The sequence below is a fragment of the Streptomyces sp. TRD_SC_5 genome, assembly GCF_056836825.1.
In genome coordinates, this window is sequence record NZ_JBWZZS010000001.1 from 4,791,712 (window position 1) to 4,805,262 (window position 13,551).

Here is a 13,551-nt window from a genome sequence, read left to right on the forward strand (position 1 = left end):
AGGGTCAGCGACGACGCCAAGCCGGTACGTAGCCGCCTCGTCCTTGCTGATTCCGCGAGCGAGGAGATACCGCGCGGCGTCCGGCGTAAGCGCTGCCTGATACGCGCTCGTCGCCTCCTCCAGCATCGCCCGTTGTGAGGGCGAGAGAGGTCGCAAGGGCTCGTGCTCCGGCAAAGTCTGTGGGCTCCTTCTTCATCAGCAGCGTGTAGCTGTCGCCGCCTTCGCCGCACGAGTGGCACTTCCACAATCCGCGGTCGAGGTGGTACGAGAACGACGGCGTGTTGTCGTCGTGGAGGGGGCACGGGGCCATGCCCGTCGTGCGCTCGGGGTTGTAGTCGATTTCGTAGTGATCGAGGACGGCGGCGAGGGTGGGCTTCTCGTGCTCCTGGTCCTCGAAGCCGTCCCGGAGGCGTCCCAGGTTCACGGCAGCATCCATTCGTCGAGGTCGTGCATCGGGATCTCGAAGAACTCCTCCAGCTCCATGAGGAGTTGGCCGTCGAAGTCGGGATCGTTGAGGCAGTCGAGGAACGCCTCGAACCCGCAGGCAAGGCAACATGAACGCGAAGATCGTCCCTCCGTCCGAGGCGGCGTACAACCTGATGTTGATCGTTGCTCAGCCACAGCGGGGCGAGAGGCCCGCCCGTTGAGTCAGGGCGGCAGTAACCGGCTCCTTACGCCGGAAGAGGTGGCCGCGTGGCTCAAGGTCAGCGAGACCACCGTCAAGAACAAGTACCGGACGTGGGGACTGCGGCCCCAGAAGGTCGGCCGCCTCCTCCGATTCCGTGAGCGCGACATCGTCGCGTACCTCGACGAACACTACGGGTAACGGCACAGCCCTGCCCCAGCACGAAAGGGGGCCACATGGCGACCGTTTTTCAGAGGTGCAAGACAGACAAGCGAAGCCCGCTCTACCCCTGCGAGAAGGTTCGCTGCGGCCACGACTGGACCGTCAGGTACAGGGAGCCGGGTGGGCGCACGGCCCGGCAGCGCGAAGAGTCGTTCACCAAGAAGACGGCGGCGGACAACTTCGCCAACAAGATGGAGAACGACAAGAGCGTAGGGACGTACATCGACCCGAACGCGGGGAAGATCACCGTCCGGGCCTATGTGGAGGACTGGCTGAGCCGTCGCGTGATCGGCGACTCGACGTTCTCGAACTACCGCGGCTTCATCGACAACCACCTGATACCCCGACTCGGCCGCAAGACGATGGCCGGAGTCGCCAAGCGGGACATCGAGCACTTCAAGGCGGCAATCAGTAAGGAGCTGGCCGCCAGCACCGTGTACGACCGCATGAAGATGGTGAAGCACATCTTCTGGTCCGCCAAGGAAGAGAAGATCATCCAGGAGGACCCGACGAAGGAGGTGAAGAACGCCCCCGGAAGCCGTGCGGTGGACGAGGACGAGATCCCCACCCTCCCCGAGGTCCGCCTCCTCTACGAGCACATGTCGCCGCAGTACAAGCTCACTGTCTGGCTCCAGGCCGGGGCCGGGCTGCGGGTGAGCGAGGCCCTCGCCTTCCACACCGGATGCCTGCGCAATGACGTGATCCGCGTTCGCTGGCAGATCAGCTCAAAGGCCCACCGCGACGACTGCAAGACCCGCCTGGTGCCGCTCAAGCACCGGGAAGAGGGCGAGTACCGCGACGTACCCGCCGCCCCGTTCGTCTGCGACGAGATCAACGCCCACGTCGAGCTGTGGGAGCCGATCCCGCTCACCTTCCAGAACGCGGCGGGGAAGACGCGGCAGGTGGAGGTGTTCTTCCCCGCCCGCGAGCGGGCCAAGGGGATCATGCCCACCGCCAACACGTACAGCTACCACTTCAGGAAGGCGTGCGTGGCGGCCGGGCTCGTGGACGCCGAGGGTAAGCCGAAGTACCACCCGCACTCGCTGAGGCACTTCTTTGCCTCGACCGCCCTGGCGGCCGGCATCCCGATCCACGAGGTCTCGCGCTGGCTCGGCCACAAGTCGATCAAGACCACCGTCGACATTTATGGCCACCTCGTTCCCGAAGCGTGGGACCGCTGCCGAGCGATCATGCAGAAGGCCATGGGGCCGGTGCCCGTCGAGGTCCAGAGCGAGGCGCCGGAGGAGTCCTCCGAGTACGACGCCGCAGCTTGAGTCGTTGGGGCTGCCTCCGTGGCACCGACGGGCCTGATGACGTGTTGCGAACCTGAAAGCGATGATGCAATCACTGTGAGTGAGGCAAGATGGCTGGGAACCCGTATGCCGGACGCAACCCTCAAGGGAGCCTGACCGTGTCGTCTCGTAAGCGATTTACCCAGAGCCATGAGTGGGTCAGCGTGGAGCAGGGAGTGGCGACGGTGGGCATCACCGACCACGCCCAGGCGCGCCTGGGCGAGATCGTCTTTGTCGATCTGCCCGAGCACGGCCGGGGGGTCGAGGCCGGTGACGCTATCGGTGCTGTGGAGTCCGTCAAGGCCACTGTTGACGTGTGCAGCCCAGTCAGCGGCGAGGTTGTCGAAACGAACAAGGGCCTCAATGAGATGCCAGAGGGGATCAACACGGGCGCGGAAAGCGATGGATGGATCTGCAAGGTCAAGATGGCCGTTCCTTCCGAGATGGACAAGCTGATGGACGCTGACGCATACGCGACGTTCGCCGAGGAGGAGGAGTAGTAGCTCGCTGACAGGGCTCCTCGTCAGACGTGACCGGCTGTGCTGGATACAGCAAGCTCTCGAACTACCGTGCTGGGTCTGTGCTGGATCTGATCTCTGAAGGTCACGTTCCCGCAGGTGGGAGCGTTGCGGTGAACGTTCCGCTTCAACGTGTAATTCGCTGATCTGGCAAACATGCAGGTCAGAAGGGGTCCGGCCTTTCGGGGTTGGGCCCTGGTTGGTTCTCGTGTCCGGTCGACCTCATCGGCCGCACCCACTGGATGGATCTCGGTCGCCGTAGTCCATCATGGCGTCTTGAGCTCGTTCGCCTCCCGCTCCCTCCTCCCCGCCTTCGCCCGGGTGCAACGACAGCGTGGATGCCGGGGTCCTTGAGTAGTTCGTGATCGCGCGACAGCTGGCGAACCTGCCTACTAATGTCTATGTTAGTAACGTGGTCGTTAGTATCATGCGCGGAGGTCGGCGGACATGGTGGACTTTGTAGGTCGTCGGCAGGAATTGGCGAGTCTGGAGCGAGAGCTGCAGAAGGTGGCGGCAGGGGTTGGCGGGGAGCGGCCCGGTCGGTGCGTGATGTTGCGTGGGCGGCGCCGGGTGGGTAAGTCGCGGCTGGTCGAGCGGTTTGCGGAGCGCTCCGGGGCCCCGTTCTTGTTCTATGCGGCGACCGGTGCGTCCCCTAGGGATGATCTTGCACGGCTCGCCCGGGACGCCCAGGCATCGACGCTGCCGATGGCGCGGCTCGTGACCGCCGCACGGCCGGAGAGCTGGGACGCCGCGTTCGACGTGCTGGCTGCGTCGCTGCCCGCCGACCGGGCGAGTGTGCTGATCATCGACGAGGTGCCGTACCTGATGGATGCCGATGGCGCCTTTGAGGGGATGCTGCAACGGGCCTGGGACCGGGTGCTGGAGACCAGGCCCGTGCTGCTGGTCCTCATCGGCTCCGATCTTTCGATGATGGAGGCCCTGAACAGCTACGGACGCCCCTTCCATCAGCGCGGCCGGGAGATGGTGCTAGGACCACTGAACCCCGCCGAGGTGGGGCAGATGCTCGGGTTGGAACCGGCGGAGGCCTTCGACGCCGCGCTGGTCACCGGCGGGCTGCCGCTGATCTGCGCGGAGTGGCCGCGAGGTGCAGGGCTGTGGGACTTCCTCGACGAGGCCCTGAGCGACCCGGTCTCGGCCCTGCTGGTATCGGCCGAGCGCTCGCTGGCTGCCGAATTCCCTCCGCAGGCTCAGGCGCGTACGGTGCTGGCGGCTATCGGCAGTGGCGAGCGGACCTTCACCAACATCGCCCGTGCAGCCGGCGGAATCGGGGCCACGCCCCTGCAGCGAGCGCTGGAGCTGCTTACGGACAAGCGGATCGTCGCTGCGGAGCTGCCCGTATCGCTGCGTCCGTCGAGGGATCGCCGCTACCGGGTGACAGATCCCTACCTGCGGTTTTGGCTGCACCTCCTCGGCCCGTCCATGGAGGAGATCGAGCGGGGGCGGGGCGATCTGACCTTGGCGCGCATCCGGGAGAACTGGACCAGTTGGCGCGGCCGAGCCGTCGAGCCCCTTGTCCGCGAGGCCCTGGCGCGGACACTGCCCGATGAGAGGCTGCCCGCGGCCCCCGCAGTGGGCGGCTACTGGACCCGTACCAACGACGTCGAGATCGACATCGTCGGGGCGGACCGCGCCCCCATTGCCAAGGAACTGCTCTTCGTCGGCTCCATCAAGTGGCTGGAGCAGTCGCCCTTCGATCGGCACGACCTGGCAGCTCTCCATCGGCACCGGGCCGCCCTCACTGGCGAACCTGTTCCAGTCGTGGCGGTCTCGCGCAGCGGAGTCGACTGTCCGGGGCTCGATGCCGCCTACGGCCCTGGCGATTTGCTGACCGCCTGGCCGCTGTGACGATCAGGCCGGAGACGTGGCGGAGAAGTCACACAGACCTCGGCCCCTTGCCGGCGCTGTTGTGCAGCGTTGGCGAGCCTGAGTCTTCTCGTACTTCGTCGTGGATCTCGTGCTGGGATGGCGAAGTCCCGCTGAGGTACCAAGTGGAGCCTGGTATCCGGTCGGTCAGTTGTCGCGGGGTTTGCCGGACTCTTCTATGAGATCCGGATACTGCTCCCCACCGGCTGCCGGCCGCGACGCGATGCCGGCCTGGGGCCCGTCCCCGCCTGAGCAGCCGGGGCGGACCCAGCTGGGTCCACCCCCGTCGCGGGGCGTACGGACGCCGTCGTACGCCGGTCAGCACGTCAGCAGGATCAGCTGAGTGCCAGTGGGGTGTCGGGGGCGAGCGCGGCCGCGATGCGCTTGGCGACCTGTTCGGCCATGTTGCCTTCGGGCGTCTTCGCGGTCTTGGTGGCGGAGATCGCGATGGCGAGGCGCTCGGACGGGAGGTACGCCTGGATCGCCAGCTCCTTCGGGGTCCACTGGCGGAAGGGATGCGCCTCCAGTGCTGCCAGGAAGGCCGGGTCGGTGACGTAGTCGTGGAGGCCGGTGGTGTTGCTCCCCAGCATCCGCAGGGTGATCTTGTTGGCGTGGGGCAGGCCGGGCAGCCAGCGCTCCACGGTGTCGTCGAGACGGACCGCCCCCTCCTCCACCAGCTGGAGCAGGGCCGTGCTGATGTAGGAGAAGGCCACGGAGCCGGCGCGGAAGTGCATGTCCGGCTCGGCCGGGACGTTGGTCATGGACTCGCCGAGCGCGTCGGTGACGATCTCGTGTCCGTCGACGGTGACCCGCAACTCGACGGACGTCAGTCGGAGTTCGTTCTTGGCCTTACGGGCGATGTCCCGGACCTGGCGGGCCTCGTCACGGAGGGGGCCCTCGGTCCTCACGCAGTCGTGGCCGTCGCGCCCGTCGTGGCCGTCGCGCCCGTCACGGCCCTCGCCGAGCGCGGGTGCGACGGCGGTGGCCTGGAGCGTGACGGCGAGGAGGGCGCCGCAGAGGAGGGCCTTGCGGGCGCGCGCGGGAGTGCTCAGGCGCCTACGGAAGACGGTGCGTGTCATGCCCGCACTACGGAGGGTGAAATGTCGCTATTGCGCGCGAAACACCCCGCAACGGTTGCGGCCCGCCCATGTGGGGCAAGCGGGCCGGACCCGGGCGGCGCCGTTCAGGTGGCGCTCACGCTGACATGCCCGCCGCCTCCGCCGAGGCGGTCCTGGCCAGGAACCGGCGGGCGCTCGACCGTAGCGTCAGGTGGGGCGGGACACCTCGACCAGGACCACTTCGAATTCCTCGATGCTTCGGGTGGTCACGCGGGCCTTTGAAGTGGCTTCCTTCCGTACTGCCGCGACCGCGCTCCGGGATGCCGCCAGGGTGTCGCGGTCGGTGTAGAACGCGCCCACGGTGGCCCGGCCCGCGGTGCGGTCGACGAGCAGTGACCCGCCCGCGAACCCCGGGATGTTCCGGAGCTTGGGCAGGGCGGTGTCGCGGAACGTCTCCACCAGCAGGTCCACGTCGGCCGGCTCGCATTCGAGGCGGACCAGCCGGAACCACGCGCCCGGCCCGAGCGCCTCCGGGGGACTGGCGACCGCCGCCTCCCAGTTGTCGGTCGCCGCGGTCTGCGTGAACGGCGCGGTCAGTTCGGCGCGTCGTTCACGCAGGCGCTCGTCACTGGCCTGCCGGCTCTGTTCGTCGTCCCACCACGACCCCATCAGCAGTTTGCCGAGTTCGCGGTCGACGAAGACGCCCAAGCCGCGGTAGCCGGGCTGCTCCGCCGCCAGCCGGCGCCCTTCGGTGCTGATGGCCTCGGCCGCGCTGTCGAGCTTGGCCGGATCGCCTGTCGCGTAGGTGGTGCGTACGTACATGGCGCCCTTTCCGAGAGCCCGCGGTGGGCTCGTGTCCTGCACTCCATGCGAGGGCCGGGGCGGACCGGGAGCAAGGCGGCTGAGGCGTTCGGGTGACGCCTTCGGCATTAAATTGGGGATAGAGCAGGCAAACGCGACATAGGGAGGCAGTGATGGCTGAAGCGGCCGAAAAGATGGTCGACCCTGTACGGCAGGAACAGTTCGCCGAGCGGATGCTTCATGTGCTCAATGATTCCTGTCTGGGGTATCTGTGCAGCCTCGGCCACCGCACGGGGCTCTTCGACGCCATGGCCGGTCTGCCGCCGTCGACCAGCGTGCAGATCGCCGAGGTCACCCGTCTCGACGAGCGGTACGTACGGGAGTGGCTCGGCGGGATGACCGTGGGCGGCTTCATCGAGTACGACCCGGCCGGCGGCACCTACCGGCTGCCGCCCGAGCACGCCGCCTCCCTCGTCCGGGCCGCCGGGCCCGACAACCTCGCCTCCTTCATGCAGGACCTCGCGATGATCGGCGACGTAGAGGACAAGGTGCTCGACGCGTTCCGGCGGGGCGGCGGCGTCCCGTACTCGGCGTACCCGCGGTTCCAGGAGCTCCAGGCGGAGGAAACGGCACGGGTGTACGACGCCGCGCTCGTCGAAACGATCATTCCCTTGGTCCCCGGCCTTCCTGAGCGGCTGAGCGAAGGCATCGACGCGCTGGACATCGGCACCGGGCAGGGGCACGCGGTGAATCTGCTGGCCCGGGCCTTCCCCGCCAGTCAGTTCCTCGGCGTGGACATCTCCGACACCGGTATCGCGGCAGCGCGGGAGGAGGCGGAGCTGCTCGCGCTCGACAACGCCAGGTTCGTCGTGTCCGACACGGCCGAACTGGCCGGAACGTACGACCTGATCACAGCCTTCGACGTGATCCACGACCTGGCGCGGCCGGAGCGCGCGCTGTCGGCCGTGGCCGGTGCGCTGCGGGACGGCGGGGTGTTCCTGATGGGCGACATCGCCGCCTCCAGCCGGCTGGAGGAGAACATCGGCCACCCGCTCGGCCCCACCCTCTACACCTTCTCGGTCTTCTACTGCATGACCGTCTCGCTCGGCGAGGGCGGCGCGGGCCTCGGCACGGTGTGGGGCAGGCAGAGGGCGCTGCAGATGCTCGGGGAAGCGGGATTCGACGACGTGGAAGTGCGCGAGGTGCAGGGCGACATCCTCAATGTCTACTACGTGGCTCGTATGCGTAAGGGCCGCCGTTGATGCGTGGTGCCGACACCGCGCCCGGTCCGTGGTGCCGGCCGAGGAGGTGGTCAGGTGAGCGTGAGCAGCGCCGCGATCGCCGGGCCGAAGGCGCCGCCGAGCTGGTAGCAGAGGTTGAACAGCCCTATCACCGTCGGGCGTTGGGAGTCGGGGGCGGCATGGGTGGCGTACACCGCGAGGGTGGCGTTGCCCGCCGTCGTCGCGAAGACCGCCGTCGCGGCCACGAGGAGGAGCAGTGGCGCCCAGGGGCTCACGGCGGCCGTCGCCGGCGCCAGCGCGCCCAGGGTGATCAGGACGGTCAGGACTCTGCGCCTGCCCAGCCGTGCTGAGACCGCGGCGAGGGCCAGGGAGAGGAAGGAGCCTGCGAGGAGGGCGACGAGCTGGCCTGTGCCGACGGTGGCGGTGGACCAGTGCGTACGGTCGGCGAGGAGCTGGGGCACCGCGAAGAGCAGAGTGAAGTACGACGTCGCCAGCGCGCAGGCCAGCATCGCCGCCAGCAGGAACGCCGGGGTACGCAGGAGCGTGGCCGGGACGAAACCGTCGGGGCGGGCGCGGACGTGGGCGGCGAGGAGGGCGGCCGCCGTGAGCGCCGCGGCGGCCGCCGGCAGCGGGAAGTGCGGGACGAAGACCAGGGCGGTGGCCAGGGCCACGAGGAGCGAGGCACCGCGGGCGTCGAAGGGGGTGGTGGGGGCCGGGGAGGTGCGCGGGGCGCCGCGGGTCACGGCCGGGAGGGCCAGTAGCGCGAGTACGGAGACCGCGAGCGACACGCGCCAGGAGAGCGCGTCGGCGAGCAGCGAGCCGACCAGCGGGCCGACCGCGCCGAGCACGCCGAAGCCGGCGGTGATGACGCCCATCCGGCGGACCGAACCCGCCAGGCTCATGGCCGAGGTGACCAGGCCGGCGCCGCCCACCGCCTGGGCCGCCCGGCCGGGCAGGGCCAGTGCCATCCAGGGGGCGAGGGCCACGAGCAGGGTGCCGGTCAGGACCAGGAACGTACTCACGCGCAGGGTGGTGCGCAGGCCGCGGCGGCGCAGCAGGCTCGCCATCAGCGGCGTGCCGACCGCCATGGCCCACGCGAACGCCGTGACGAGCCAGGTGACCGACGCGGACTGTACCCCGAACGAGCCGGCCATCTCCGGGAGGATCAGCACCGGGGCGTTGGCACTGGCGGCCACGGGCGTGGCGAGCAGCGCGAGCCAGAGGGCCGGGACTCGGTGTGCCGGGGCGGCGGGAGTGGGATGGGCGGCGGCGACGGCGGGCCGCGCGACGGCGGGCTCGGGCATGAGAGCTCCTGTTGTTCAGGCTTGATAATCTCAACGTTGAGATAAAAACAGGCCTCGTCTCTCAACGTCAAGTCTCTTAACGTTGAGATTGCGCGCGTTGAAGGGAATCCGGAATGAGCGACGCGGTGGACGCGATCATCGGCCAATGGATCGAGGAGCGCCCGGACCTGGAGGAAGACCTCTGGCCCGTGCACGTCCTCGGCCGGCTCCAGCGGCTCGGGCGCGTACTGGACAAGGAGTTCAGGACGTTCGCTGCCCAACGCGGCCTGGAACTCGGCGAGGTGGATGTCCTCACGACCCTCCAGCGCTCGGGTCCGCCGTACGCCCTGCCGGCCGGCGCGCTCCTCAAGGCCGCCATGGTGACCTCCGGCGCGATCACCAACCGCATCGACCGCATGGAGGCCAAAGGGCTGGTGGAGCGCGTCCGCGAAGAGAGCGGCGGCGACCGGCGCACGGTGAGGATCCGGCTCACCGAGCAGGGCCACGAAGTCACCCGCGAGTACATGGCGGCCCATCTCGCCAACGAGGCTCGCATGCTGAGTGAGCTGGGCCGCGAGGAGAGCGACCGCCTCGGCGACTCGCTGCGCAAGCTGCTGGTGTCCTTCGGTGATACGTCGATCGGCTAGGACATGTCCGGCCGATCACGGTTGTGGGCGGTCAGGCATGATGCCTGGATGAGCATCATCGTCGAGTTCTTCGTAGCTCCGGATGACGCGTCAGCGGCTTTGGCTCTTCAGACCGGGCCGCGACGCGCGTTCGAGTCGCTCTCCTTCGGCAACTTCGATCCTGAAGAGGCCGTGGTCGAGTGGGAATGCCTCCTTGCCGATGGCGGCTTTGAGGAACTCGTCGAAGCCGGGGAGCCTCGTATTGTCGCCGGTCAGGACGATGACGGGTGCGTCGTGTTCGCGATCTCGCCTCGTCTGTCCGGAGCACTCGCTGAGGCCGAGCGGCCCAAGTTGAAGGATGCCGCTGTCTCGTGGGCCGCGCAGCGCGCGGAGCACGGCGCGGTCATCGACGCGGAGATCGCCGAGGTGATCCTGAGTGAGCTGGCCGCTCTCGTCGGCAGCGCCCGACGCCAGGACCAGGGCGTTTACTGCTGGGTCGCTTAGGGGTTCACGTTCGGAGCCAGATGGCGCGTGCTCGCCGCCACCGTCGAGAGCGTCGTCGGGCTGTTCGATCTGGGCAGTCGGCGCCTTGTCCTGGATCCGGCAGGATCCGGCCGGATCCGGTCGCGCGGCGGCGTGCATTCGCGGCCGAGCCCGGCCTGCCGGGCGGCGTTTGGAGAGCCGGCGCGCAGGCCGAGTCCGCGCGGCCGGCCTCGGCCGCCGCGTCATCGCTGTGGCGCCGGCCCCGTCTTCGCCCCCGCGCCGCACAGCGGGACCACGGCGGTTCGGCCCTCCTGTGGCGGCTGCGCGCTCATCGCGGCCCAGCACGCGACCCCGGTCGTTTCGACGAAGAGGCCGCGCGCCGCGAGGTCCAGTTGCGCGGCCCGGATCTGGTCCTCCGTCACGGTCAGGAAGGTTCCCTCCGACTCCCGTACGGCACGCAGGATTTGGCCGGCGCGCGGCGGTCGCGGGATGGCGATGCCCTCGGCGAGCGTGGGGGCCGTCACGGGAGCCGACGTATCGTCGGCCAGGTCCTCCGCCCCCGCGCGGAATGCCGCCGCCAGTGGCGACACCGCCTGGGCCTGTACGGCGATCAGTGCGGGGCGGCTGTCGATCAGCCCCTGGGCGAGCAGTTCGTCGATCGCCAGTGAAGCGCCCAGCAACAGCGTCCCGTTGCCGACGGGGACCACGACCGAGTCGGGGAGCCGGCCGCCGAGGTCCTCCCACAGTTCGTAGAGGTACGTCTTCGTGCCGTGCAGGAAGTACGGGTTGTAGACGTGGCTCGCGTAGAAGGTGCCGGGCTCGTCGGCCGCCGTGCGGGCGGCCACCGCCGCGGCCTCGCGGTCGCCGGGGACGAGGGTGAGGTGGGCGCCGTGCGCCCGGATCTGCTCGGTCTTCTTGGGCGAGGTCGCGTCGGGGACGTACACCGTGCAGGGCAGTCCGGCCCGTGCGCAGTACGCCGCGATCGCCGTGCCCGCGTTGCCGCTGCTGTCCGCGACGACGCGGGCCACCCGGCCCGCGCCGAGGCGGCGGGCGAGCTCCACGAGCATGACCGCGCCCCGGTCCTTGAAGGACAGCGTCGGCATCAGGAAGTCGAGTTTGGCCGAAATGGAGTCGGTGAGCGGTACGAGCGGAGTACGGCCTTCCCCGAGCGTGAGACCGGCCGCCGGACCCGCGAGAGGCAGCGCCTCCTCGTAACGCCACAGCGAATTCACCCGCCCGGCGAGGGACTTGAGCGGTACGGGGGAGGCGGGGACGAAGTCGAGGTCCCAGGGACCGCCGCAGGTGGGGCAGTGCCAGGCGAGGGATTCGGCGGGGGCGCGGGAGCCGTCGGCCGGGCAGCGGTAGGTCATGGATGCCGGTGACGCCGGCGGAGGTGTCGAAGCCGTCGAGATCTTCATCCGGGAAGCGTAGGCAGCGCCGCGCGCGGCGGTCGGTCCTGACGGCTGTGCGGCAAGCGTATTGCGGTCCGAATTGACTCTTGTGGGATTCCTATGGATGCGCCAATCTTTCGCCTGGCAGCAAGGTGTGGGAAACGACGCGGACTCCGAAGCGTTGATTTGTCATGCCCCTGTCGCAACGCCGCACCGCCCCCCACCAGCGCACCGCCAATGAGGAGGACCCCTCACATGTCAGTGATGCGTAGTTCCCGGCGAAGAGTTGTCGCAGCCAGTGCCACCGCAGTCGTAGCCCTCGCGCTCGGCGCGGTCTCCGCCCTCCCCGCCACCGCGGCCGGCGCCGCCGAGGGACGGATCCAGAACGCCGGAGCCCCCGGAACCATCGCGGGCAGCTACATCGTGACCCTCGACGAGGCGGCGGCCGACGCCGGTTCGGCCGAGGGCAAGGCGCTCGCGAAGGAGTACGGCGCCAAGATCAAGAAGACGTACACCGCGGCCCTCAACGGGTACGCCGTCGAGCTGTCCGAGGCGCAGGCGAAGAAGTTCGCCGCCGACCCGGCCGTCGACTCCGTCGTACAGAACCGCACCTTCAAGATCAGTGCGACCCAGCCCAACCCGCCGTCCTGGGGCCTGGACCGCATCGACCAGAAGGCCCTCCCGCTGAACCAGAGCTACACCTACCCGGACACCGCCGGTGAGGGCGTCACGACGTACGTCATCGACACCGGCGTACGCATCACCCACAGCGACTTCGGCGGCCGTGCCTCCTACGGCTACGACGCCATCGACAACGACAACACCGCGCAGGACGGCCACGGTCACGGCACGCACGTCGCCGGTACGGTCGCGGGCGGCGCGTACGGCGTCGCCAAGAAGGCCAAGGTCGTCGGCGTACGCGTGCTCAACAACCAGGGCTCGGGAACCACCGCCCAGGTCGTCGCGGGCATCGACTGGGTGACGAGGAACGCCGTCAAGCCGGCCGTCGCGAACATGAGCCTCGGCGGCGGCGCCGACTCCGCCCTCGACACGGCGGTACGCAACTCCATAGCCTCCGGAGTCACCTACGCGGTCGCCGCCGGCAACGAGTCCACCGACGCCTCCACCAAGTCGCCCGCCAGGGTGGGCGAGGCGATCACCGTCGGCGCCACCACCAGCAGCGACGCCAAGGCGAGCTACTCCAACTACGGCAGCATCCTCGACGTCTTCGCACCGGGTTCGTCGATCACCTCGGCCTGGAACTCCAGCGACACGGCGACGAACTCCATCTCCGGTACGTCGATGGCCTCCCCGCACGTCGCGGGCGCGGCCGCGCTGTATCTGGCGGCCAACAAGACGGCCACCCCGGCCCAGGTCTCCAGTGCGCTGACCTCGGCCGCCACCACGGGCGTCGTGACCAGCCCGGGCAGCGGCTCGCCGAACCGTCTGCTGTACGTCGGTACGGGCGACACCACCCCGCCGCCCACCGGCAAGCGGTTCGAGAACCTCACCGACTACACCATCAGCGACAACGCCACAGTGGAGTCGCCCGTCACCGTCAGCGGCATCACCGGCAACGCGCCGGCGACGCTGAGCGTGCCGGTCGACATCAAGCACACGTACATCGGTGACCTCAAGGTCGACCTGATCGCTCCGGACGGCACCGCGTACACCCTCAAGGGCTACGGCACGGGCGGCAGCAGCGACAACCTCGTCACCACCTACACCGTGAACGCCTCGTCCGAGGTGGCCAACGGCACGTGGAAGCTGCGGGTCAACGACAACGCGCGGTACGACACGGGGAAGATCGACTCGTGGGCGCTGCAGTTCTGATTCCTGCGCGCTGAGCCGAGGTGAACGGCTGAACACACATGGGCGGGGGCGGTCGCTTCGGCGGCCGCCCCTTGCTGTGCGTCCGCGCACACCGGATCCTGACGGTGCGTCGTCGGACGGAGGTGCGGTGGACGGAGAAGGTGTCGAAGCGGTGCGGATCTTGGCGGGGAGTTCTGGCTTCTATACCCCGGCAAGCCCCTGCGTAAAGACAAGTCATCACTTCGGGTGAAACTTTGGCCTGCGCTTGCGGTCAACAACCGACGGTTGCCACGCTGTTGCTGTCTGTCAACCTGA

The 13,551-nt window shown here is 68.8% G+C and carries 13 protein-coding genes; 8 read left to right on the forward strand and 5 right to left on the reverse strand.

The window, feature by feature from the left end:
• Positions 1-4: 4 nt before the first annotated feature.
• Positions 5-424: a CHC2 zinc finger domain-containing protein gene (locus AC1P0E_RS22155; protein WP_482743881.1), complete on the reverse strand. Its 420-nt coding sequence runs from the start codon at positions 422-424 to the stop codon at positions 5-7.
• A gap of 219 nt (positions 425-643) precedes the next feature.
• Between AC1P0E_RS22155 and AC1P0E_RS22160 the strand changes: the two genes are divergently transcribed.
• The 4 genes from AC1P0E_RS22160 to AC1P0E_RS22175 all read left to right on the forward strand — a co-directional run bounded on the left by AC1P0E_RS22160 (position 644) and on the right by AC1P0E_RS22175 (position 4,523).
• Positions 644-826 carry a helix-turn-helix domain-containing protein gene (locus AC1P0E_RS22160; RefSeq protein ID WP_150171742.1) on the forward strand — a complete coding sequence of 61 codons (183 nt, stop codon included), beginning with the start codon at positions 644-646 and terminating at the stop codon, positions 824-826.
• Positions 827-861: 35 nt separating this feature from the next.
• A complete protein-coding gene (locus AC1P0E_RS22165) occupies positions 862-2,121 on the forward strand; it encodes a tyrosine-type recombinase/integrase (RefSeq protein ID WP_482743882.1) in 1,260 nt (419 codons plus the stop codon).
• Between the two features lie 137 nt (positions 2,122-2,258).
• The gene (gene gcvH / locus AC1P0E_RS22170) at positions 2,259-2,639 is read left to right on the forward strand and encodes a glycine cleavage system protein GcvH (RefSeq protein WP_482743883.1); all 381 of its coding nucleotides are present in this window, start codon (positions 2,259-2,261) and stop codon (positions 2,637-2,639) included.
• A gap of 465 nt (positions 2,640-3,104) precedes the next feature.
• The gene (locus AC1P0E_RS22175; protein WP_482743884.1) at positions 3,105-4,523 is read left to right on the forward strand and encodes an ATP-binding protein; all 1,419 of its coding nucleotides are present in this window, start codon (positions 3,105-3,107) and stop codon (positions 4,521-4,523) included.
• A 353-nt stretch (positions 4,524-4,876) separates the two neighbouring features.
• Here the strand turns inward: AC1P0E_RS22175 and AC1P0E_RS22180 are convergent, their stop codons facing one another.
• On the reverse strand, positions 4,877-5,620 hold the full coding sequence (locus AC1P0E_RS22180; RefSeq protein ID WP_482743885.1) for a serine hydrolase domain-containing protein: 744 nt from the start codon (positions 5,618-5,620) through the stop codon (positions 4,877-4,879).
• A gap of 186 nt (positions 5,621-5,806) precedes the next feature.
• Complete coding sequence (locus tag AC1P0E_RS22185) at positions 5,807-6,421, reverse strand: hypothetical protein (RefSeq protein WP_482743886.1); 615 nt, start codon at positions 6,419-6,421, stop codon at positions 5,807-5,809.
• Between the two features lie 152 nt (positions 6,422-6,573).
• On the opposite strand from AC1P0E_RS22185, the gene AC1P0E_RS22190 reads away from it, so the two are divergent.
• Positions 6,574-7,662: a class I SAM-dependent methyltransferase gene (locus tag AC1P0E_RS22190; protein WP_482743887.1), complete on the forward strand. Its 1,089-nt coding sequence runs from the start codon at positions 6,574-6,576 to the stop codon at positions 7,660-7,662.
• 50 nt (positions 7,663-7,712) lie between these two features.
• Here the strand turns inward: AC1P0E_RS22190 and AC1P0E_RS22195 are convergent, their stop codons facing one another.
• Positions 7,713-8,945, reverse strand: coding sequence for an MFS transporter (locus AC1P0E_RS22195; protein WP_482743888.1), 1,233 nt, complete (start codon positions 8,943-8,945; stop codon positions 7,713-7,715).
• A 113-nt stretch (positions 8,946-9,058) separates the two neighbouring features.
• On the opposite strand from AC1P0E_RS22195, the gene AC1P0E_RS22200 reads away from it, so the two are divergent.
• Both AC1P0E_RS22200 and AC1P0E_RS22205 read left to right on the forward strand, forming a co-directional pair.
• Positions 9,059-9,571, forward strand: a complete 513-nt coding sequence (locus AC1P0E_RS22200; protein ID WP_482743889.1) for a MarR family winged helix-turn-helix transcriptional regulator — start codon at positions 9,059-9,061, stop codon at positions 9,569-9,571.
• 48 nt (positions 9,572-9,619) lie between these two features.
• Positions 9,620-10,054, forward strand: coding sequence for a hypothetical protein (locus AC1P0E_RS22205; RefSeq protein WP_482743890.1), 435 nt, complete (start codon positions 9,620-9,622; stop codon positions 10,052-10,054).
• A 221-nt stretch (positions 10,055-10,275) separates the two neighbouring features.
• Here AC1P0E_RS22205 and AC1P0E_RS22210 read toward each other — a convergent pair whose 3' ends face one another.
• Entirely contained in the window at positions 10,276-11,451 is a 1,176-nt protein-coding gene (locus AC1P0E_RS22210; protein WP_482743891.1) for a threonine synthase, read from the reverse strand.
• A gap of 228 nt (positions 11,452-11,679) precedes the next feature.
• Between AC1P0E_RS22210 and AC1P0E_RS22215 the strand changes: the two genes are divergently transcribed.
• Positions 11,680-13,257 (forward strand): S8 family peptidase, encoded by a 1,578-nt coding sequence (locus AC1P0E_RS22215; RefSeq protein WP_482743892.1) that lies wholly within the window; start codon positions 11,680-11,682, stop codon positions 13,255-13,257.
• Positions 13,258-13,551: the final 294 nt, after the last annotated feature.

What these genes read in the sequence shown, in the direction of transcription:
- AC1P0E_RS22200 (WP_482743889.1), top strand. Translation starts at nt 9,059, where the DNA reads ATGAGCGACGCGGTGGACGCGATCATCGGCCAATGGATCGAGGAGCGC.
- AC1P0E_RS22175 (WP_482743884.1), top strand. Translation starts at nt 3,105, where the DNA reads ATGGTGGACTTTGTAGGTCGTCGGCAGGAATTGGCGAGTCTGGAGCGA.
- AC1P0E_RS22180 (WP_482743885.1), bottom strand. Translation starts at nt 5,620, where the DNA reads ATGACACGCACCGTCTTCCGTAGGCGCCTGAGCACTCCCGCGCGCGCC.
- AC1P0E_RS22215 (WP_482743892.1), top strand. Translation starts at nt 11,680, where the DNA reads ATGTCAGTGATGCGTAGTTCCCGGCGAAGAGTTGTCGCAGCCAGTGCC.
- AC1P0E_RS22210 (WP_482743891.1), bottom strand. Translation starts at nt 11,451, where the DNA reads ATGAAGATCTCGACGGCTTCGACACCTCCGCCGGCGTCACCGGCATCC.
- AC1P0E_RS22195 (WP_482743888.1), bottom strand. Translation starts at nt 8,945, where the DNA reads ATGCCCGAGCCCGCCGTCGCGCGGCCCGCCGTCGCCGCCGCCCATCCC.
- AC1P0E_RS22205 (WP_482743890.1), top strand. Translation starts at nt 9,620, where the DNA reads ATGAGCATCATCGTCGAGTTCTTCGTAGCTCCGGATGACGCGTCAGCG.
- AC1P0E_RS22185 (WP_482743886.1), bottom strand. Translation starts at nt 6,421, where the DNA reads ATGTACGTACGCACCACCTACGCGACAGGCGATCCGGCCAAGCTCGAC.
- AC1P0E_RS22190 (WP_482743887.1), top strand. Translation starts at nt 6,574, where the DNA reads ATGGCTGAAGCGGCCGAAAAGATGGTCGACCCTGTACGGCAGGAACAG.
- AC1P0E_RS22165 (WP_482743882.1), top strand. Translation starts at nt 862, where the DNA reads ATGGCGACCGTTTTTCAGAGGTGCAAGACAGACAAGCGAAGCCCGCTC.